Source organism: Pseudomonas subflava, assembly GCF_023823685.1.
Lineage (GTDB): Bacteria > Pseudomonadota > Gammaproteobacteria > Pseudomonadales > Pseudomonadaceae > Aquipseudomonas > Aquipseudomonas subflava.
Genome location: NZ_JAMXBF010000009.1, coordinates 138676 through 153237 on the forward strand (window position 1 = coordinate 138676; position 14562 = coordinate 153237).

Below are 14562 nucleotides of genomic sequence, written 5' to 3' on the forward strand. Positions count from 1 at the left end.
CATGTGCGAACTGCTCGGCATGAGCGCCAACGTGCCCACCGACATCGTCTTCAGCTTCACCGGCCTGATGCAGCGTGGCGGTGGTACCGGCCCGCACCGCGACGGCTGGGGCATCGCCTTCTACGAGGGGCGCGGCCTGCGCCTGTTCCAGGACCCGTCGGCCAGTGTTGGCTCGGAAGTGGCGAAACTGGTGCAGCGCTACCCGATCAAGAGCGAGACGGTGATTGGCCACATCCGCCAGGCCAACGTCGGCCGGGTCTGCCTGGCCAACACCCATCCCTTCGTGCGCGAGCTGTGGGGGCGCAACTGGTGCTTCGCCCACAACGGCCAGCTGCGGGATTTCGCGCCGCGCTTCGACTTCTACCGGCCGGTCGGCGATACCGACAGCGAGGCGGCGTTCTGTGACCTGCTCAATCGGGTACGCGGCGCCTTCCCCGAGCCGGTGCCGGCGGAAGTGCTACTGCCGGTGCTGATCCAGGCGGCCCAGGACTATCGCGGTCGGGGCGTGTTCAACTGCCTGCTCAGTGATGGCGACTGGCTGTTCTGCTTCTGCTCCACCAAGCTGGCGCAGATCACCCGGCGTGCGCCCTTCGGCCCGGCGCGGCTGAGGGATGCCGACCTGACGGTGGATTTCCATGCGGAGACCACGCCCGACGACGTGGTCACAGTGGTGGCGACCGAGCCTTTGACCGATAACGAACGCTGGAACCTGTTCCAGCCCGGCGAATGGAGCCTGTGGCGGCGCGGCGAGCGCATCGCCCACGGGCAGATGGGGGGATGAGGATGTTCAGAGGTTATTTGCGGCTGCTGGTGTTCGCCTTCGGCCTGCTGGTCGGGGTGCAGGTGCCTGGCTTCGTCGACGACTACGCCAAGCGCGTGGCCGCCCACCGCGCCGAGTCCGAAGAGAGCCTGCTGGGCTTCCGCGAGACGGCGGCGCGCTTCTTCAACGGTGATCTCAATGCCCTGGTCGCCCATTACCGCGCCAGCACCGACCCAGTGATGCGCAGCGACGCCGACAGCATCGGCCACCTGGTCAGTCGTTCCGCGCTGCTGGAGAGTGAATGGCTGGCCATGCAGGGGCCCTGGTACGCGCAGATCTGGCACTTGGCGACCGGCGCCGACCCGGAGCTGGTCCAGGAAACCTACGAGGCCTACACCTATCAGGTGCTGCTGGCGCCTCAGGCGATCTTCTGGGGGCTTGGCGTGGGCCTGGTCCTGGCCTGGCTGGTGGAACTGATCGCGCTGGGCATTGGCTGGACCGTCGGCATCGGTCGCCGGCACAAGACCACCGCCTACGAGGAGCGCCACTGGCGCTGATGCAGAAAAAGGCCCCGTCAGGGGCCTTTTCGTTGCCGCGTCATGTGGTTACGGCGGGTGCTCATGCCGGGCTGCCGGCCTCGCTGCGTGCTTCGCGACCATGCGCCGCGTCGGCCAGCTGGCTGGTGTCGACCCGCACGAAGATCGAGTCGCCGACCGCGGTCAGCACCCCGTCGGCATACACCTCGCAGATCACCCGCGTTTTGCGGCCCGGCTCGCCCTCGATCCTCGCACGCAGCTGCAGCGGCACCCCCATGGGCGTCGGCTTGATGAACTTGATGCCGAGGTGGCCCGTGACGCATTCGACGCGCGGCAGGCTGCCGGGCTCGCGACTCTCGGCGCGGTAATGATGGGCCATGGCGGTCCAGTTCGAGTGGCAGTCCACCAGCATGGCGATCAGCCCGCCGTAGACCAAGTCCGGCCAGCCGCAGTGCATTGGGTCGGGCAGGTGTTCGGCGAGGACGTGGATGCCGTCCTCGTGCCAGCGGCTCTTAACGTGCAGGCCGTGCGGATTGCGGCTGCCGCAGCCGTAGCAGACGCCATCGGGTGCGGCGGCGTCCTGCAGGGAAATGTCGTGCATGTTCGACTCGTTGCGAAGGGATGACGGGCCAAGCCTAACGGCTTTGCCCTGAAAGCAGAACGGGCCCCGAGGGCCCGTTCGCGTGTCACTTGGAGAGGAACCGCATCCCTTCCTCCAGCCCCCGCAGCGTCAGCGGATGCATCTGATCGTTGATCAGCTCGCGGACGATGTTGGTGGAGGCCGTGTAGTTCCAGGCGTCCTTGGGGTAGGGGTTGATCCAGATGAGCTTCTTGTACTTCTCCATGAAGCGCTTCATCCAGACGTAGCCGGCTTCGTCGTTCCAGTGCTCGACGCTGCCGCCGGCCTGGGTGATCTCGTAGGGCGCCATGGCGGCGTCGCCGACGAAGATGATCTTCCAGTCCGGGCCGTACTTGTGCAGCAGGTCGAGGGTGGAGAAGCGCTCGCTGGTGCGGCGCAGGTTGTTCTTCCACACCGATTCGTAGATGAAGTTGTGGAAGTAGAAATATTCGAGGTGCTTGAACTCGGTCTTGCACGCGGAGAACAGTTCCTCGCAGACCTTGATGTGCGCGTCCATCGAACCGCCGATGTCGAACAGCAATAGCAGCTTGACCGTGTTGCGCCGTTCTGGACGCATCTGGATGTTGAGCAGGCCGCCGTCCTTGGCCGTGTGGTCGATGGTGCCGCCGAGGTCGAATTCCTCCGCGGCGCCTTCGCGGGCGAACTTGCGCAGGCGGCGTAGGGCCACCTTGATGTTGCGGGTGCCCAGTTCGACCTGGTCGTCGAGGTTCTTGTACTCGCGCTGATCCCACACCTTGGCGGCCTTGCCCTGGCGCTTGCCGGCGTCGCCGACGCGGATGCCCTCGGGGTTGTAGCCGCCCGAGCCGAACGGGCTGGTTCCGCCTGTGCCGATCCACTTGTTGCCGCCGGCGTGGCGCTCCTTCTGCTCTTCGAGGCGCTTCTTGAACTCCTCGATCAGCTTGTCCAGGCCACCCAGGCTCTGGATCTGCGCCTTCTCCTCCTCGGAGAGGTGGCGCTCGAACTCCTTGCGCAGCCACTCCTCGGGGATCAGCGCCTCGATGTGCTCGTTGAGATTCTCCAGGCCCTTGAAGTAGGCGCCGAAGGCACGGTCGAACTTGTCGAAGTGGCGCTCGTCCTTCACCAGGATCGCCCGGGCGAGGTAGTAGAACTCGTCCATGTCGGCGAACACGACGTTGTGCTTGAGCGCATTGATCAGGTCGAGCAGCTCGCGCACCGACACCGGCACCTTGGCCGCGCGCATTTCGTTGAACAGGTTGAGCAGCATGGCTGCAGCCTCGTGTGGTCAGTAGGGCCTCAGGAGCCGGGCTCCTGGGGCAGGCCGTCGGCGATGATGTACCAGCCGGCCTTGGATTCGGTGTAGATATGCTTCTGCGGCACCACGCCCAGCGGCGTGTCCAGCGTGCCGAGGGTGACGCCGACCGTCTCCGGGTGGGCGTCGCTGTACCACTGCAGGGTGGCGCCGCAGTGCTGGCAGAAGGTCCGGGTCACGCCGGGCGACGAGGTGTAGCGCGCCACCGAGTCTTCGCCCGCGGCCCAGGCGAAGCTGCTCCAGGGCACCGTGGCATAGCTGCCGAACGCCGCCCCGTGGCCCTTGCGGCACTGGCTGCAATGGCAGTGGCTGGCTGATTCGATGGGCACATCGATCCGGTATTTCACTGCGCCGCACAGGCAGCTGCCGTCATGCATGGATCGGGTCTCCTCGGTGGTGGCTTACCCTCTTACCCGGCCCCCGCAAGCGGGGGAGGGCATCAGCGTCCGGCGCGACGGGCCATGAAGGCCAGGCGCTCGAGCAGCTGCACGTCCTGCTCGTTCTTCACCAGGGCGCCGGCCAGCGGCGGGATGGCCTTGGTCGGATCGCGCTCGCGCAGCACGGCTTCGCCGATGTTGTCGGCCATCAGCAGCTTCAGCCAGTCGACCAGTTCGCTGGTGGACGGCTTCTTCTTCAGGCCCGGCACCTTGCGCACGTCGAAGAACACGTCCAGTGCCTCGGCCACCAGCTCGCCGCTGATGTTCGGGTAGTGCACGTCGACGATCTTCTTCAGGGTGTCGCGATCCGGGAAGGCGATGTAGTGGAAGAAGCAGCGGCGCAGGAAGGCGTCCGGCAGTTCCTTCTCGTTGTTCGAGGTGATGATGATGATCGGGCGCTGCTTGGCCTTGATCGTCTCGTCGGTCTCGTAAACGTAGAACTCCATCTTGTCGAGTTCCTGCAGCAGGTCGTTGGGGAACTCGATGTCGGCCTTGTCGATTTCGTCGATCAGCAGGATCACGCGCTCCTCGGACTCGAACGCCTCCCACAGTTTGCCCTTCTTGATGTAGTTGCGGACGTCGTGGACCTTGTCGGAATTCAGCTGCGAGTCGCGCAGGCGGCTGACCGCGTCGTACTCGTACAGGCCCTGGTGCGCCTTGGTGGTGGACTTGATGTGCCAGGTGATCAGCTTGGCGCCGAAGGCGGCGGAGAGTTGCTCGGCCAGCATGGTCTTGCCGGTACCCGGCTCGCCCTTGACCAGCAGCGGGCGCTGCAGGGTGATGGCGGCGTTGACCGCGAGCTTGAGGTCGTCGGTAGCGACGTAGGACTGGGTGCCTTCGAACTTCATCTGGGAATCCTCGAACGGGCGCGCGTAGCGCTTCCGGCTGGTTCGGTTGGGGTGGCGTAGGGCCCGACTATAACGCGCGTGGCGGCGGACTGTGAACGCAGACGCGGCATTCAGTCACTGAATGGCGGGTCATGGCCCGTACGGTTGCGGATTCGCTTTGAGTGACAAGTAAGCTTTACAGCGAGATTTGGGTGGTGTTAAGTTTGCTTTACATTTTGTCTGGAGTCTCGCCATGAATGCCGCTGCTCGTCGCTACGTGATTTCCTGTTCCTCGCTGATGCTGATCTACGCCGCGCTGGTCTGCCTGATCAGCTGGGGCGTCGACCTGCAGCGCCTGCCGTATGGCCTGCGTCTGGTCGCGGCCGCTTCGCCGGCGCTGCCGCTGCTGGCCTCGCTCTATGTCTTCGACCGTTACATGCGCAGCGAGCCGGACGAGTTTCTGCGCTTCCTCATGTCCCGCGCCGCGTTGCTGGCCGGCGGCTCAGTGGTCGGCCTGCTCAGCGCCTGGGGCTTTCTCGAGCAGTACGCCGGCTGGCCGCGCTTCCCGCTGATCATGGCTTTTCCGGCGTTCTGGGCGGCCTATGCCTTCACCTCCACGCTGGTTCGCTGGCGCTACGCCTGAGGAGTCGCCATGCACAATCGCCTGAAGGAGTTGCGCGCCGAGCGCGGCTGGAGTCAGTCGGAACTGGCCCAGCGCCTGGAGGTGTCGCGGCAGAGCGTCAATGCCATCGAGACCGGCAAGTACGACCCCAGCCTGCCGCTGGCCTTCCGCATCGCCCGACTGTTCGGCCTGCCGATCGAGTCGATCTTCAGCGACGAGGTCACGAACTAGGCGGGGTGTTCTCGTAGCGCGCGTTGAAGGCCTGGACGAAGCCGTTGCGCAGGATCGCCAGGAAGGCCTGGAACGGGCTGACGTCCTGATCCTTGACGCTGCCGGACAGCTCGACCCGGGTGGCGAACTGGTTCTTCTGCTGGTTCTTCAGTACCGTTTCGCTGCCGCCGACCAGGGCCTCCCAGATCGAGCGGAAGAAGCCCTTGTCCTCGTTTTGCACGTCCTGCCGCCAGTTGAACACGTCGACATCGCGCAGCAGCGGTTTGATGTAGCCGCTGAGCTGCCCCTCATCGGCGTTGGCCTCGATGACCACGTCGCCGCTGCCAGCGTTGAAGTCGAACTTGCCGTAGGCCGACGAAAAATCGTTGAGGCGGCGCAGTTCGATGTCGGTGGCACGCACGCGGAATTCGAAATCCTCGAAATTCTCGAACGGGTCGAACACTGCCGTGGCCTCCAGCGGCGCATGGCCCAGCAGCAGCGCGTGGCCTTCGAAGCGCGCCACCCGCTCGCCGTTCTCGTCGGCGACGTTGGTCAGGTTATAGAGGCTGGCGTCGACGTCGTCGGCCTGCAGGTCCACCGGCGGCTGCGAGGTGAAGTTGCGGAAGGTCACCTGGCCGTCCACCACGCGGATCTCGTTGAGGGTGATCGGCAGCAGCTTTTCCAGCTGCTGGCGCCAGTCCACGCCGGCACCGGTCTGGGTGTCCTCGGGGCGCTCGCCGCCATCGACGAAGTTGAGCTGCGGGCGCACGAAGAGTACCCGCGCCACCACGCCGTGGTCGTACCACAGCGAGTGCCAGCTGACGGCGAGATCGATCACCGGCGCGTCCAGCAGCGGCACCGGCACGTCGCCGTCAACCTTGTCGATGGTCAGGCCATTGATGCGGTAGGCGCCGCGCCACCAGGCCAGGTCCACGTCGACGACGTGGCCGCGGTAGTCGCCCATGTCGGCGAGCTTTTCGTTCAGGTAGTCGCGAATCAGGTAGGGCAAAGCCAGGTGCAGCGCCAGCACCAGGGCGGCGAGACCGAGCAGGACATAGAAAGGCATGCTGTAGCGGCGTTTCATGGGCGGCGTCCGTCGCAGCGAGTGTCTCTGGTGGACTGCCGAGCGCACCGCGGAGTTCGACCGACCTGCGCTGGACGATCCTCGGCGGCGGGCTTAGGCTGTCTGGCCCGGGTTATCGACAAGGACAAGGACCATGAGCCGCATCTACACCGACAACGCCCAATCCATCGGCAACACCCCGCTGGTGCAGATCAACCGCCTGGGTCCCAAGGGCGTGACCATCCTGGCGAAGATCGAGGGCCGCAACCCTGGCTACTCCGTCAAGTGCCGCATCGGCGCCAGCATGATCTGGGACGCCGAGTCCCGCGGCGTGCTCAAGCCGGGCATGATCCTGGTGGAGCCGACCTCCGGCAACACCGGCATCGGCCTGGCCTTCGTCGCCGCCGCCCGCGGCTACAAGCTGATCCTGACCATGCCCGCGTCCATGAGCCTGGAGCGGCGCAAGGTGCTCAAGGCGCTCGGCGCCGAGCTGGTGCTGACCGAGCCGGCCAAGGGCATGAAGGGCGCCATCGAGAAGGCTGCCGAGATCGCCAGCTCCGATCCGTCCAAGTACTTCATGCCGTCGCAGTTCGACAATCCGGCCAACCCGGCCATCCACGAGAAGACCACCGGCCCGGAGATCTGGAACGACACCGACGGCGCGGTGGACGTGCTGGTCGCCGGCGTCGGCACCGGCGGCACCATCACCGGCGTATCGCGCTACATCAAGCAGCAGCGGCACAAGCCGATCCTCTCAGTGGCGGTCGAGCCGGTGTCTTCGCCGGTGATCAGCCAGACTATGGCCGGCGAGGAGATCAAGCCCAGCCCGCACAAGATCCAGGGCATTGGCGCCGGCTTCGTGCCGAAGAACCTCGACCTGGCGATGGTCGACCGTGTCGAGCAGATCACCGACGACGAGGCCAAGGCCATGGCCCTGCGCCTGATGCAGGAAGAGGGCATCCTCTGCGGCATCTCCTGCGGCGCCGCGATGGCCGCCGCCGTGCGCCTGGCCGAGAAGCCGGAGATGCAGGGCAAGACCATGGTGGTGATCCTGCCGGACTCGGGCGAGCGCTACCTGTCGAGCATGCTGTTCAGCGATCTGTTCACCGATCAGGAACTGCAGCAATAGAACGGCATCAGCCGTAGCCCGGACTTCAGTCCGGGAGCGTCTCCCGGACTGAAGTCCAGGCTACGGATGTACAAAAGCCGCCCTCGGGCGGCTTTTTGCTTGATGGCGGATCGGCTCTCACCCCTCTCCCACGAGTGGGAGAGGGCGGGGAGAGGGAATAAGCGCTGGTTTCCCAGGCTATGCCCTGGCCGGCGCGCTCGGCCGCACCACCAGCCATAGCGCCGCGCCGATCAGCACGCAGCCCGGCAGATAGTCCCAGCTCAGGGGTTCGCCGAGCAGCAGCGCACCCCACAACACGCCAAAGGGCGGAATCAGGAAAGTAGTAGTCGAGGCCCTGATCGGACCGATGTCGGCCAGCAGACGGAAGTACAGGACATAGGCGAAGGCGGTGCACACCAGGCCCAGGCCGGCCAGCGACAGCCAGACCTCCGGTCCGCCCCAGCCGGTGGGCGGTTGCCAGGCCAGGCTGCCGGCGAACAGCGGCAGCTGGAACAGGCTGGCACCGACCAGGCTGGCGAACGCGATCAGGCGATTGTCCAGGCCTAGATGGCCGATCCAGCGGCGGGTGAGGAAACCGGCGAAGCCGTAGCAGAGCGTGGCCACCAGGCAGGCGGCGGCGCCCAGCAGCAGCGGCAGGTCGAATGCCACCGGGCCGGTGCGGGTCAGCACGGCGACGCCGAACAGGCCCAGCGCCACGCCGGCGGCCTTGCTCGCCGTCATCGCCTCGCTGAAGAACAGCGCGCCGATCAGCACGCCCATCAGCGGCGTGGTGGCGTTGAAGATCGACGAGTAGCCGGCCGGCAGCACCAACGCCGCCAGGCAGTACATCACCGATGGCAGCCCGGCGTTGATCACGCCCAGTACCAGGCAGGTGCGGAACGCGCCCTTGAAGTCCCAGGCGGGGCGCAGCAGCAGGAGCAGGGCCAGCAGGCCGAGGGCGCCGAGGCTGGCACGGAAGAAGGCGGTCGGCAGGCTGCCCAGCACCGGCACGGCGATGCGCATGAACAGGAAGCTGGCGCCCCAGATGGCGGCGAGCAGCAACAGGCGGGACAGGTCGGCGGGTCTCATGGGGGCTCCAGGCGGGAGCCGTCAGCTTACGCCGCCGCCGGCAAGTCGCAATCCGCAGCTGGCTTTCAAAGTGCCGGTACAGTGGCCGCTGGGGTCAATCGTGCCGAGCGCTCGGGTCATTGAGCGCCGCGCGGGGCGGGCCTAATCTGCCACCGACTCGCCGGTGCCACGGCCTCGACCACCGAATCACTGCACAGGAATGCCGCCATGAAAGGCACGCTGTCTTCGCTCAAGGTTCTCGACTTCTCCACCCTGCTGCCAGGGCCTTTCGCCTCGCTGCTGCTGGCGGACATGGGCGCCGAGGTGCTGCGCATCGAGTCGCCGACCCGCACGGACCTGGTGCGTGTGCTGCCGCCGCATGTGGATGGCGTCTCCACCAGTCACGCCTACCTCAACCGCAACAAGCGCTGCCTGGCGCTGGATCTGAAGAAGCCCGAGGCGCTGGCGGTGGTGAAGCGCCTGGTGGCCGAGTACGACATCGTCCTCGAGCAGTTTCGCCCCGGCGTGATGGATAAGCTCGGCCTCGGCTACGAGGCGCTGAAGGCGCTCAACCCGCGGCTGATCTATGTCTCCATCACCGGCTACGGCCAGACCGGACCGTACAGGGATCGCGCCGGCCACGACCTCAACTACCTGGCCCTGAGCGGCCTGGCCAGCTACACCGGACGCCGCGACAGCGGCCCGCTGCCGCTCGGCGTGCAGGTGGCGGACATTGCCGGGGGCTCCCTGCATGGCGTGATCGGCCTGCTTGCGGCGGTGATCGCACGGCAGAGCACCGGGCAGGGCCAGCAGGTGGACATCAGCATGACCGACTGCGCCTTCAGCCTGCATGCCATGGCCGGCGCCGGCTACCTGGCCGGCGGCGTGGAGCCGGACATGCAGAACCAGGTGCTCAACGGCGGCAGCTTCTACGACTACTACCGCACCCGCGACGGCCGCTGGCTGTCGGTGGGCAGCCTGGAGCCGCAGTTCATGCAGCAGTTCTGCGCTGCACTCGGCCGCCCGGAGCTGGCCGCGCTCGGCCTGTCGCCGAAGGACCAGCAGCGGCTCAAGGACCAGATTGCCGTCGAGGTGGAAAAACACGACCTGGCCGAATGGCAGCGCCGCTTCGCCGAAGTGGACGCCTGCATCGAGCCGGTGCTGAAGTTGTCCGAGGCAGTCGAGCATCCGCAGCTCAAGGCACGCGGCGTGGTCACCGAGGTTCCCCGTGAGGGCAGGGCCGCGCAGCGGCAGATCGCCTGCCCGATCCGCTTCTCCGAAGGCCTGGCACCGCCGCGCCACATCGGCGCACCGGTGGGTGCGCATAACGACGAGGTGCTGCGCGAACTGGGTTTTGACGAGGGTGAGATTGCTGCGCTTAAGGCGAGCAAGGCGCTGGGGTAGCCCGGATGCCATCCGGGAGCGGAGCTGCCTGTTTCCCGGATTGCATCCGGGCTACGCCTGTGCCCGTTTAGCCAGGTAGAGCGGTGAAGCCGACGCAACGTCACTCGCGGGTTGTACCCGCCCCTACGATGCGTAGTCGGGCTATTCGACCCGCTGCTCGCCACTGAACACCAGCGTCGCCCGGCAGCGGCGGCAGAAATAGCGGCGGCCCTTGCGCACCAGGTTATGGCGCTGGGTGGAGAAGGGGAATTCACCGTCCGGGCATTGGCACAGGTAGAGGTAGCGGGTGACCTTGCGCCGGCCGACGTCGTAGCTGTGGCAACGATCCGGCGGCAGCTCGTAGACGCCGCGCATGATCAGCTGCCATTCCTCGCCATGGGGCTGTATGCGCGGGCCGAACACCTGGTGCGCCACCAGATGGGCGACTTCGTGGGCCACCGTCTGCTGGAGGAAATGCTCGCGGTTTTCCTCGTACAGCTTCGGATTGAAGCGCAGCAGGTTTTCGTGGAGGTGCGCGACGCCGGCCTTCTGGCCGCGCAGCCTGAAGCTGACCTCGGGGCGGGGGAACGGGCGTTTGAAGAAGTCTTCGGCGAGCCGGTAGCAGGCTTCGACGCGGGCATGGAGCAGTTCGGGCATGGCGGCGATTATGCCGTATCGCTCGCCATCCCCAAACCAGCAACTGGGTCGCGTCAGTCGCGACCCAGTTGCTGTTGCTCCACGGTCGGCCGCTCGTCACGCACCGGATAGCCCTGATCCGGAGTGGTGCGTTCGTAGACCGGCTCCAGATAGTAGTGCCAGTGCAGAACGGCCGATACCAGCAGAGTGACGATCGACAGTACCGCGACCGCCCAGACCGAGCCGGCGTAGACGATGCCCTGCTGCTGGCGCAGGCGCATGAAGGTCGGCAGGCCGACGAACAGCAGGAAGGTGGAATAGGCGCAGGCCAGGCCCAGCACAATCACCGCCAGCCAGCGGCTCGGATAGACGGACGCCAGGCCGGCCAGGAAGAACGGCGTAGCGGTGTAGGCGGCGAAGCCGATGCACTGATTGAACGAGGGGCGGGCTTCGAAGGTGCGCGACATCCAGCGCACGAAGCCACCCATGATCAGCGTGCCCAGCAGTGCGGTGACATAGACGCTGAGCGACAGCAGCAGGGCGCTGCGCTGGTCGAGGCGGACCCGCTCGTCGCCGGCCAGGCTCCAGCCCACCTCGGTGGTACCGATATACAGGCTGACGGCCGGAATGAGTGCGAGCAGCAGCAGATGGCCCAGGTAGTGTGAGGAGTGCTGCTCCTCTTCCTGGCGGATCTCTCGCCAGGCGGCGTCCGGGTGGGTGAACAGGTTGAGAAAGTGCGGAGTCATCGGCATTCGCTCCTCTTCTGGCGGCAATACAGCCTTAGAGCGCACCGAGTGCCGTCAGGGTTCAACTTTCCTGTCCGTTGAGGCGGGCAAATAAAAAGGCCGCCCTCGGGCGGCCTCGTTCGGTTTTCGCGAAATCAGGTGGTGTAGACCGGGCCGACGCCGAAGCCCCAGAGAATCACCGAGCAGGCGATCATCGCCACCAGCACCACCAGGCCCACGGCCAGTACCGAGCTGGAGAACATGAAGCCTTCGTCCTGCGGAATGCCCATGAAGGTCGGAATGCCGGCGTAGAGCAGGTACACCGTGTAGCAGATGGCCGCCGTGCCGATCAGCATGCCCAGCCACAGGCTCGGGTAAAGCGCGGCGACGCCGCCGATGAACAACGGGGTGGCGGTGTAGGCGGCGAACACGACGCACTGGGTGAAGGTGGGGTTGGAATCGTAGGTGCGGGCCATCCAGTGGATGAACGCGCCCATCACGGCGACCCCGGCGATCATCGCCAGGTAGGACATGATGGTCATCTGCAGCGCGCTGGCCGCAGTCAGCTTCACCGCCTCGCCACTGCCGATTCGCCAGCCCACCTCCGTGGTGCCGAAATAGGCGCAGATCGCGGGGATGGCGGCCAGAATCAGGACGTGGGTCAGGTACATGTGGCTGATGCTTTCCTCTTCCCCACGGATTTCCTGCCATTCCTGATCGGGATGCGTGAAGAGCCCCCAAACATGGTTGATCATGCAGACACCTCCTCTTGTTATTGTCGATCGCTCCGGAGAGCGCCCGGCGCGCGTGTTCAGCGCTGCCGGGTGCGGGCCGATTGGTGCGACCGTATGCCGCAGTATAGGGGAAGGCTGGAGGCCGCGTGAGCCGTGGCTTTAGAGCGAATCGCTCTCTGCCATTCAACCGTAATAGCGCTGCAGTATTTCCATCGCCAGATTGATCGACTGCAGGCGTTCGGTGCTGCCGCCGCGGTCCGGGTGATGCTGGCTCACCAACTGTCGATAACGCTGCTTGACGGCCGCGAGATTGAGCGGCTGGTCGCCCTCGAGCTCGAACAGCTCGAGGGCGGCGCGCTTCTCCTCGCCGCCCTGCATGCGCGTCCAGAAGCTGGCCAGCAGCTTCTCCACGTCGCGCTCGGTGGTGTCACGCAGATTGCTCAGATTGAGATAATAGTCACGTAGCGGGTCGTGCTCGGCCAGCCCTTCGCCCCCGCTATGCCATGGCTGCAGCTGCACGCACAGCGGGTTGATCTGCAGGTGCGCCTCCTGGCGGCCCCACAGGCGCTCGCGCAACAGGTACAGCGCGTTGAACAGCAGGAAGTGGGTGCGAAACAGCACCAGCTTGTCGGCCAGGCCGAGATTGGGAATGTGCGTGGAATGGCGGGCCTTGAGCTGCTGGATCAGCTGGAACTCGCTGATGCCCGCGGGCGCGGCGCGCAGCAGCTCGAGCAGTTGGTCGGCCAGATCGAGACCGGGGTCGAGGTCGTTATTCATCGGCCGAGCCTAACACGGGCTGCCGCCGGCGGCCTTTGTGCGTAAAATGACCGGCTTTTCGCCTTCACCCCGGATTCGCCGCACCATGCCCAGCACCCTCTCGGTCAACCAGAACAAACTGCAGAAGCGCCTGCGTCGCCAGGTCGGCGAAGCCATCGCCGATTTCAACATGATCGAGGATGGCGACAAGGTGATGGCCTGCCTGTCCGGCGGCAAGGACAGCTACACAATGCTCGACGTGCTGCTGTACCTGCAGAAGGTGGCGCCGATCAAGTTCGAGATCGTCGCGGTGAACATGGACCAGAAACAGCCCGGCTTCCCCGAGCACGTGCTGCCGGCCTACCTGGAATCCATCGGCGTGCAGTACCACATCATCGAGAAGGACACTTACTCGGTGGTGAAGGAGAAGATCCCGGAGGGCAAGACCACCTGTTCCCTGTGCTCGCGCCTGCGCCGCGGCACCCTGTACACCTACGCCGACGAGATCGGCGCGACCAAGATGGCCCTCGGTCACCACCGCGACGACATCCTCGAGACCTTCTTCCTCAACATGTTCTACGGCGGCACGCTCAAGGCCATGCCGCCCAAGCTGCTGTCCGACGACGGTCGCAACGTGGTGATCCGCCCGCTGGCCTACTGCAACGAGAAGGACATCGAGGCCTACTCGGTGATGAAGGAATTCCCGATCATCCCGTGCAACCTGTGCGGCTCGCAGGAAAACCTGCAGCGTCAGGTGGTCAAGGAAATGCTGGTGGACTGGGAGCGCAAGAGCCCGGGCCGCACCGAGATCATGTTCCGCGCCCTGCAGAACGTGGTGCCGTCGCAGCTGGCCGACCGCGAGCTGTTCGACTTCAAGACCCTTAAGATCGACGACAGCGCCACGCCACGCTTCCTCGATGTGATGAATCTGTGAGTGGTGCTCCCTCTCCCATCATGGGAGAGGGTTGGGGAGAGGGCGATCTCTCCCAGCGCGGGCATGGCTAGGGCGGGTGAACCCGCGTAATCGCACCGCGCGGGTTTCACCCGCCCTACATGCCTTGCAAGATCATGCACGCATGATCAATTCAGGCACCGCACGCTCCTCGACGAAGCGCTCCTGCACCAGGCGCTTCACCTCGGCCGCATCGCGGATGCGGTACCACTCGCCACTCGGGTAGACGCTCAGGGTCGGCCCCTGGTCGCAGGGGAACTGGCACTGGGTACGGGTGATATGCACGCCATCTTCGGTCTCCAGGCGGCCGGCCGCCTTCAGCTCCTCGCGCAGCAGCTTCCACAAGGGCAGGGCGCCGCGGCGGGTGCAGCGCGGGCCGTTGCACAGCAGCACGCGATAGCGGTGCGGCGGGATGCATGACCAGGAGTGCGATTCCGGCAGCTGCGGCACGTCCACGCAGCCCAGATGTTTGTCCGGCTGCTGGATCAGCTCGGCCAGGGCCGCCACCTCCTCGGCATTGCCGGCACAGACGAACAACCGGTCGGCGCGTTCGCCGGCCAGTGCCTGCAGTTCGCCGCGCAGCCAGTCCAGCTGAGGGCTGCCGCCGAGCGGGTCGAGATCGACGACCAATAGCGGCAGCGCTTCGCTGCTCAGGCAGTCGCGTACCTGCTCCCAGAGCGCGTCATAGCCGACGTCGGTATCGAACAGATCGCCCAGCACGGTGGCGCCGAACTGTTCGGTGAGTTGGCGGCGGGTCAGCTCGGCAAGGCTGCCATGGTCGAGGTCGGGGCCGGCGAACAGTACGCGGGCGTAGGTTTCGGTCTTCATCGGAGTT

Annotated in this window: 18 protein-coding genes; 7 read left to right on the plus strand and 11 right to left on the minus strand. The window is 65.7% G+C overall.

Annotated elements, in window-relative coordinates:
* The first annotated feature begins 1 nt into the window (after nucleotide 1).
* Together NF616_RS14080 and NF616_RS14085 are read left to right on the plus strand one after the other, a co-directional pair.
* Entirely contained in the window at nucleotides 2-781 is a 780-nt protein-coding gene (locus NF616_RS14080) for a class II glutamine amidotransferase (protein WP_252273921.1), read from the plus strand.
* A gap of 2 nt (nucleotides 782-783) precedes the next feature.
* A complete protein-coding gene (locus NF616_RS14085) occupies nucleotides 784-1317 on the plus strand; it encodes a DUF2937 family protein (protein ID WP_252273922.1) in 534 nt (177 codons plus the stop codon).
* 61 nt (nucleotides 1318-1378) lie between these two features.
* Here NF616_RS14085 and NF616_RS14090 read toward each other — a convergent pair whose 3' ends face one another.
* From NF616_RS14090 to NF616_RS14105, 4 genes are all read right to left on the minus strand, one after another.
* Complete coding sequence (locus tag NF616_RS14090; RefSeq protein ID WP_252273923.1) at nucleotides 1379-1897, minus strand: PaaI family thioesterase; 519 nt, start codon at nucleotides 1895-1897, stop codon at nucleotides 1379-1381.
* 85 nt (nucleotides 1898-1982) lie between these two features.
* On the minus strand, nucleotides 1983-3161 hold the full coding sequence (locus NF616_RS14095; protein WP_252273924.1) for a vWA domain-containing protein: 1179 nt from the start codon (nucleotides 3159-3161) through the stop codon (nucleotides 1983-1985).
* A gap of 29 nt (nucleotides 3162-3190) precedes the next feature.
* On the minus strand, nucleotides 3191-3583 hold the full coding sequence (locus tag NF616_RS14100; protein WP_252273925.1) for a GFA family protein: 393 nt from the start codon (nucleotides 3581-3583) through the stop codon (nucleotides 3191-3193).
* 62 nt (nucleotides 3584-3645) lie between these two features.
* Nucleotides 3646-4491: an AAA family ATPase gene (locus NF616_RS14105; protein ID WP_252273926.1), complete on the minus strand. Its 846-nt coding sequence runs from the start codon at nucleotides 4489-4491 to the stop codon at nucleotides 3646-3648.
* A gap of 232 nt (nucleotides 4492-4723) precedes the next feature.
* Between NF616_RS14105 and NF616_RS14110 the strand changes: the two genes are divergently transcribed.
* Nucleotides 4724-5113: a hypothetical protein gene (locus NF616_RS14110; protein ID WP_252273927.1), complete on the plus strand. Its 390-nt coding sequence runs from the start codon at nucleotides 4724-4726 to the stop codon at nucleotides 5111-5113.
* A 9-nt stretch (nucleotides 5114-5122) separates the two neighbouring features.
* Entirely contained in the window at nucleotides 5123-5323 is a 201-nt protein-coding gene (locus NF616_RS14115; RefSeq protein WP_252273928.1) for a helix-turn-helix transcriptional regulator, read from the plus strand.
* Here the strand turns inward: NF616_RS14115 and NF616_RS14120 are convergent.
* Nucleotides 5313-6386, minus strand: a complete 1074-nt coding sequence (locus tag NF616_RS14120; RefSeq protein ID WP_252273929.1) for a DUF748 domain-containing protein — start codon at nucleotides 6384-6386, stop codon at nucleotides 5313-5315. The two genes, NF616_RS14115 and NF616_RS14120, sit on opposite strands and share 11 nt — an antisense overlap.
* Nucleotides 6387-6519: 133 nt before the next feature.
* On the opposite strand from NF616_RS14120, the gene cysK reads away from it, so the two are divergent.
* A complete protein-coding gene (gene cysK / locus NF616_RS14125) occupies nucleotides 6520-7494 on the plus strand; it encodes a cysteine synthase A (RefSeq protein WP_252273930.1) in 975 nt (324 codons plus the stop codon).
* A 177-nt stretch (nucleotides 7495-7671) separates the two neighbouring features.
* On the opposite strand, the gene NF616_RS14130 is transcribed toward cysK, so the two are convergent.
* Nucleotides 7672-8562: a DMT family transporter gene (locus NF616_RS14130; protein ID WP_252273931.1), complete on the minus strand. Its 891-nt coding sequence runs from the start codon at nucleotides 8560-8562 to the stop codon at nucleotides 7672-7674.
* A gap of 207 nt (nucleotides 8563-8769) precedes the next feature.
* Between NF616_RS14130 and NF616_RS14135 the strand changes: the two genes are divergently transcribed.
* Nucleotides 8770-9945, plus strand: coding sequence for a CaiB/BaiF CoA transferase family protein (locus NF616_RS14135; RefSeq protein ID WP_252273932.1), 1176 nt, complete (start codon nucleotides 8770-8772; stop codon nucleotides 9943-9945).
* Between the two features lie 141 nt (nucleotides 9946-10086).
* Here the strand turns inward: NF616_RS14135 and NF616_RS14140 are convergent, their stop codons facing one another.
* The 4 genes from NF616_RS14140 to NF616_RS14155 form a co-directional block, all read right to left on the minus strand.
* Complete coding sequence (locus NF616_RS14140; protein ID WP_252273933.1) at nucleotides 10087-10581, minus strand: SprT family zinc-dependent metalloprotease; 495 nt, start codon at nucleotides 10579-10581, stop codon at nucleotides 10087-10089.
* A gap of 53 nt (nucleotides 10582-10634) precedes the next feature.
* The gene (locus NF616_RS14145; protein ID WP_252273934.1) at nucleotides 10635-11306 is read right to left on the minus strand and encodes a Yip1 family protein; all 672 of its coding nucleotides are present in this window, start codon (nucleotides 11304-11306) and stop codon (nucleotides 10635-10637) included.
* 134 nt (nucleotides 11307-11440) lie between these two features.
* Nucleotides 11441-12040, minus strand: a complete 600-nt coding sequence (locus NF616_RS14150) for a Yip1 family protein (protein WP_252273935.1) — start codon at nucleotides 12038-12040, stop codon at nucleotides 11441-11443.
* Nucleotides 12041-12202: 162 nt separating this feature from the next.
* Entirely contained in the window at nucleotides 12203-12796 is a 594-nt protein-coding gene (locus tag NF616_RS14155; RefSeq protein ID WP_252273936.1) for a DNA-J related domain-containing protein, read from the minus strand.
* A gap of 85 nt (nucleotides 12797-12881) precedes the next feature.
* On the opposite strand from NF616_RS14155, the gene ttcA reads away from it, so the two are divergent.
* Complete coding sequence (gene ttcA, locus NF616_RS14160; RefSeq protein WP_252273937.1) at nucleotides 12882-13709, plus strand: tRNA 2-thiocytidine(32) synthetase TtcA; 828 nt, start codon at nucleotides 12882-12884, stop codon at nucleotides 13707-13709.
* A gap of 132 nt (nucleotides 13710-13841) precedes the next feature.
* Here ttcA and NF616_RS14165 read toward each other — a convergent pair whose 3' ends face one another.
* Nucleotides 13842-14555: a (2Fe-2S) ferredoxin domain-containing protein gene (locus tag NF616_RS14165; protein WP_252273938.1), complete on the minus strand. Its 714-nt coding sequence runs from the start codon at nucleotides 14553-14555 to the stop codon at nucleotides 13842-13844.
* Nucleotides 14556-14562 lie beyond the last annotated feature (7 nt).

Coding starts and splice junctions, on each gene's coding strand:
- cysK (WP_252273930.1), top strand. CDS start 6,520: ATGAGCCGCATCTACACCGACAACGCCCAATCCATCGGCAACACCCCG.
- NF616_RS14095 (WP_252273924.1), bottom strand. CDS start 3,161: ATGCTGCTCAACCTGTTCAACGAAATGCGCGCGGCCAAGGTGCCGGTG.
- NF616_RS14145 (WP_252273934.1), bottom strand. CDS start 11,306: ATGACTCCGCACTTTCTCAACCTGTTCACCCACCCGGACGCCGCCTGG.
- NF616_RS14110 (WP_252273927.1), top strand. CDS start 4,724: ATGAATGCCGCTGCTCGTCGCTACGTGATTTCCTGTTCCTCGCTGATG.
- NF616_RS14105 (WP_252273926.1), bottom strand. CDS start 4,491: ATGAAGTTCGAAGGCACCCAGTCCTACGTCGCTACCGACGACCTCAAG.
- NF616_RS14080 (WP_252273921.1), top strand. CDS start 2: ATGTGCGAACTGCTCGGCATGAGCGCCAACGTGCCCACCGACATCGTC.
- NF616_RS14090 (WP_252273923.1), bottom strand. CDS start 1,897: ATGCACGACATTTCCCTGCAGGACGCCGCCGCACCCGATGGCGTCTGC.
- NF616_RS14140 (WP_252273933.1), bottom strand. CDS start 10,581: ATGCCCGAACTGCTCCATGCCCGCGTCGAAGCCTGCTACCGGCTCGCC.
- NF616_RS14115 (WP_252273928.1), top strand. CDS start 5,123: ATGCACAATCGCCTGAAGGAGTTGCGCGCCGAGCGCGGCTGGAGTCAG.
- NF616_RS14085 (WP_252273922.1), top strand. CDS start 784: ATGTTCAGAGGTTATTTGCGGCTGCTGGTGTTCGCCTTCGGCCTGCTG.
- NF616_RS14130 (WP_252273931.1), bottom strand. CDS start 8,562: ATGAGACCCGCCGACCTGTCCCGCCTGTTGCTGCTCGCCGCCATCTGG.
- NF616_RS14135 (WP_252273932.1), top strand. CDS start 8,770: ATGAAAGGCACGCTGTCTTCGCTCAAGGTTCTCGACTTCTCCACCCTG.
- NF616_RS14120 (WP_252273929.1), bottom strand. CDS start 6,386: ATGAAACGCCGCTACAGCATGCCTTTCTATGTCCTGCTCGGTCTCGCC.
- NF616_RS14155 (WP_252273936.1), bottom strand. CDS start 12,796: ATGAATAACGACCTCGACCCCGGTCTCGATCTGGCCGACCAACTGCTC.
- NF616_RS14100 (WP_252273925.1), bottom strand. CDS start 3,583: ATGCATGACGGCAGCTGCCTGTGCGGCGCAGTGAAATACCGGATCGAT.
- NF616_RS14150 (WP_252273935.1), bottom strand. CDS start 12,040: ATGATCAACCATGTTTGGGGGCTCTTCACGCATCCCGATCAGGAATGG.
- ttcA (WP_252273937.1), top strand. CDS start 12,882: ATGCCCAGCACCCTCTCGGTCAACCAGAACAAACTGCAGAAGCGCCTG.
- NF616_RS14165 (WP_252273938.1), bottom strand. CDS start 14,555: ATGAAGACCGAAACCTACGCCCGCGTACTGTTCGCCGGCCCCGACCTC.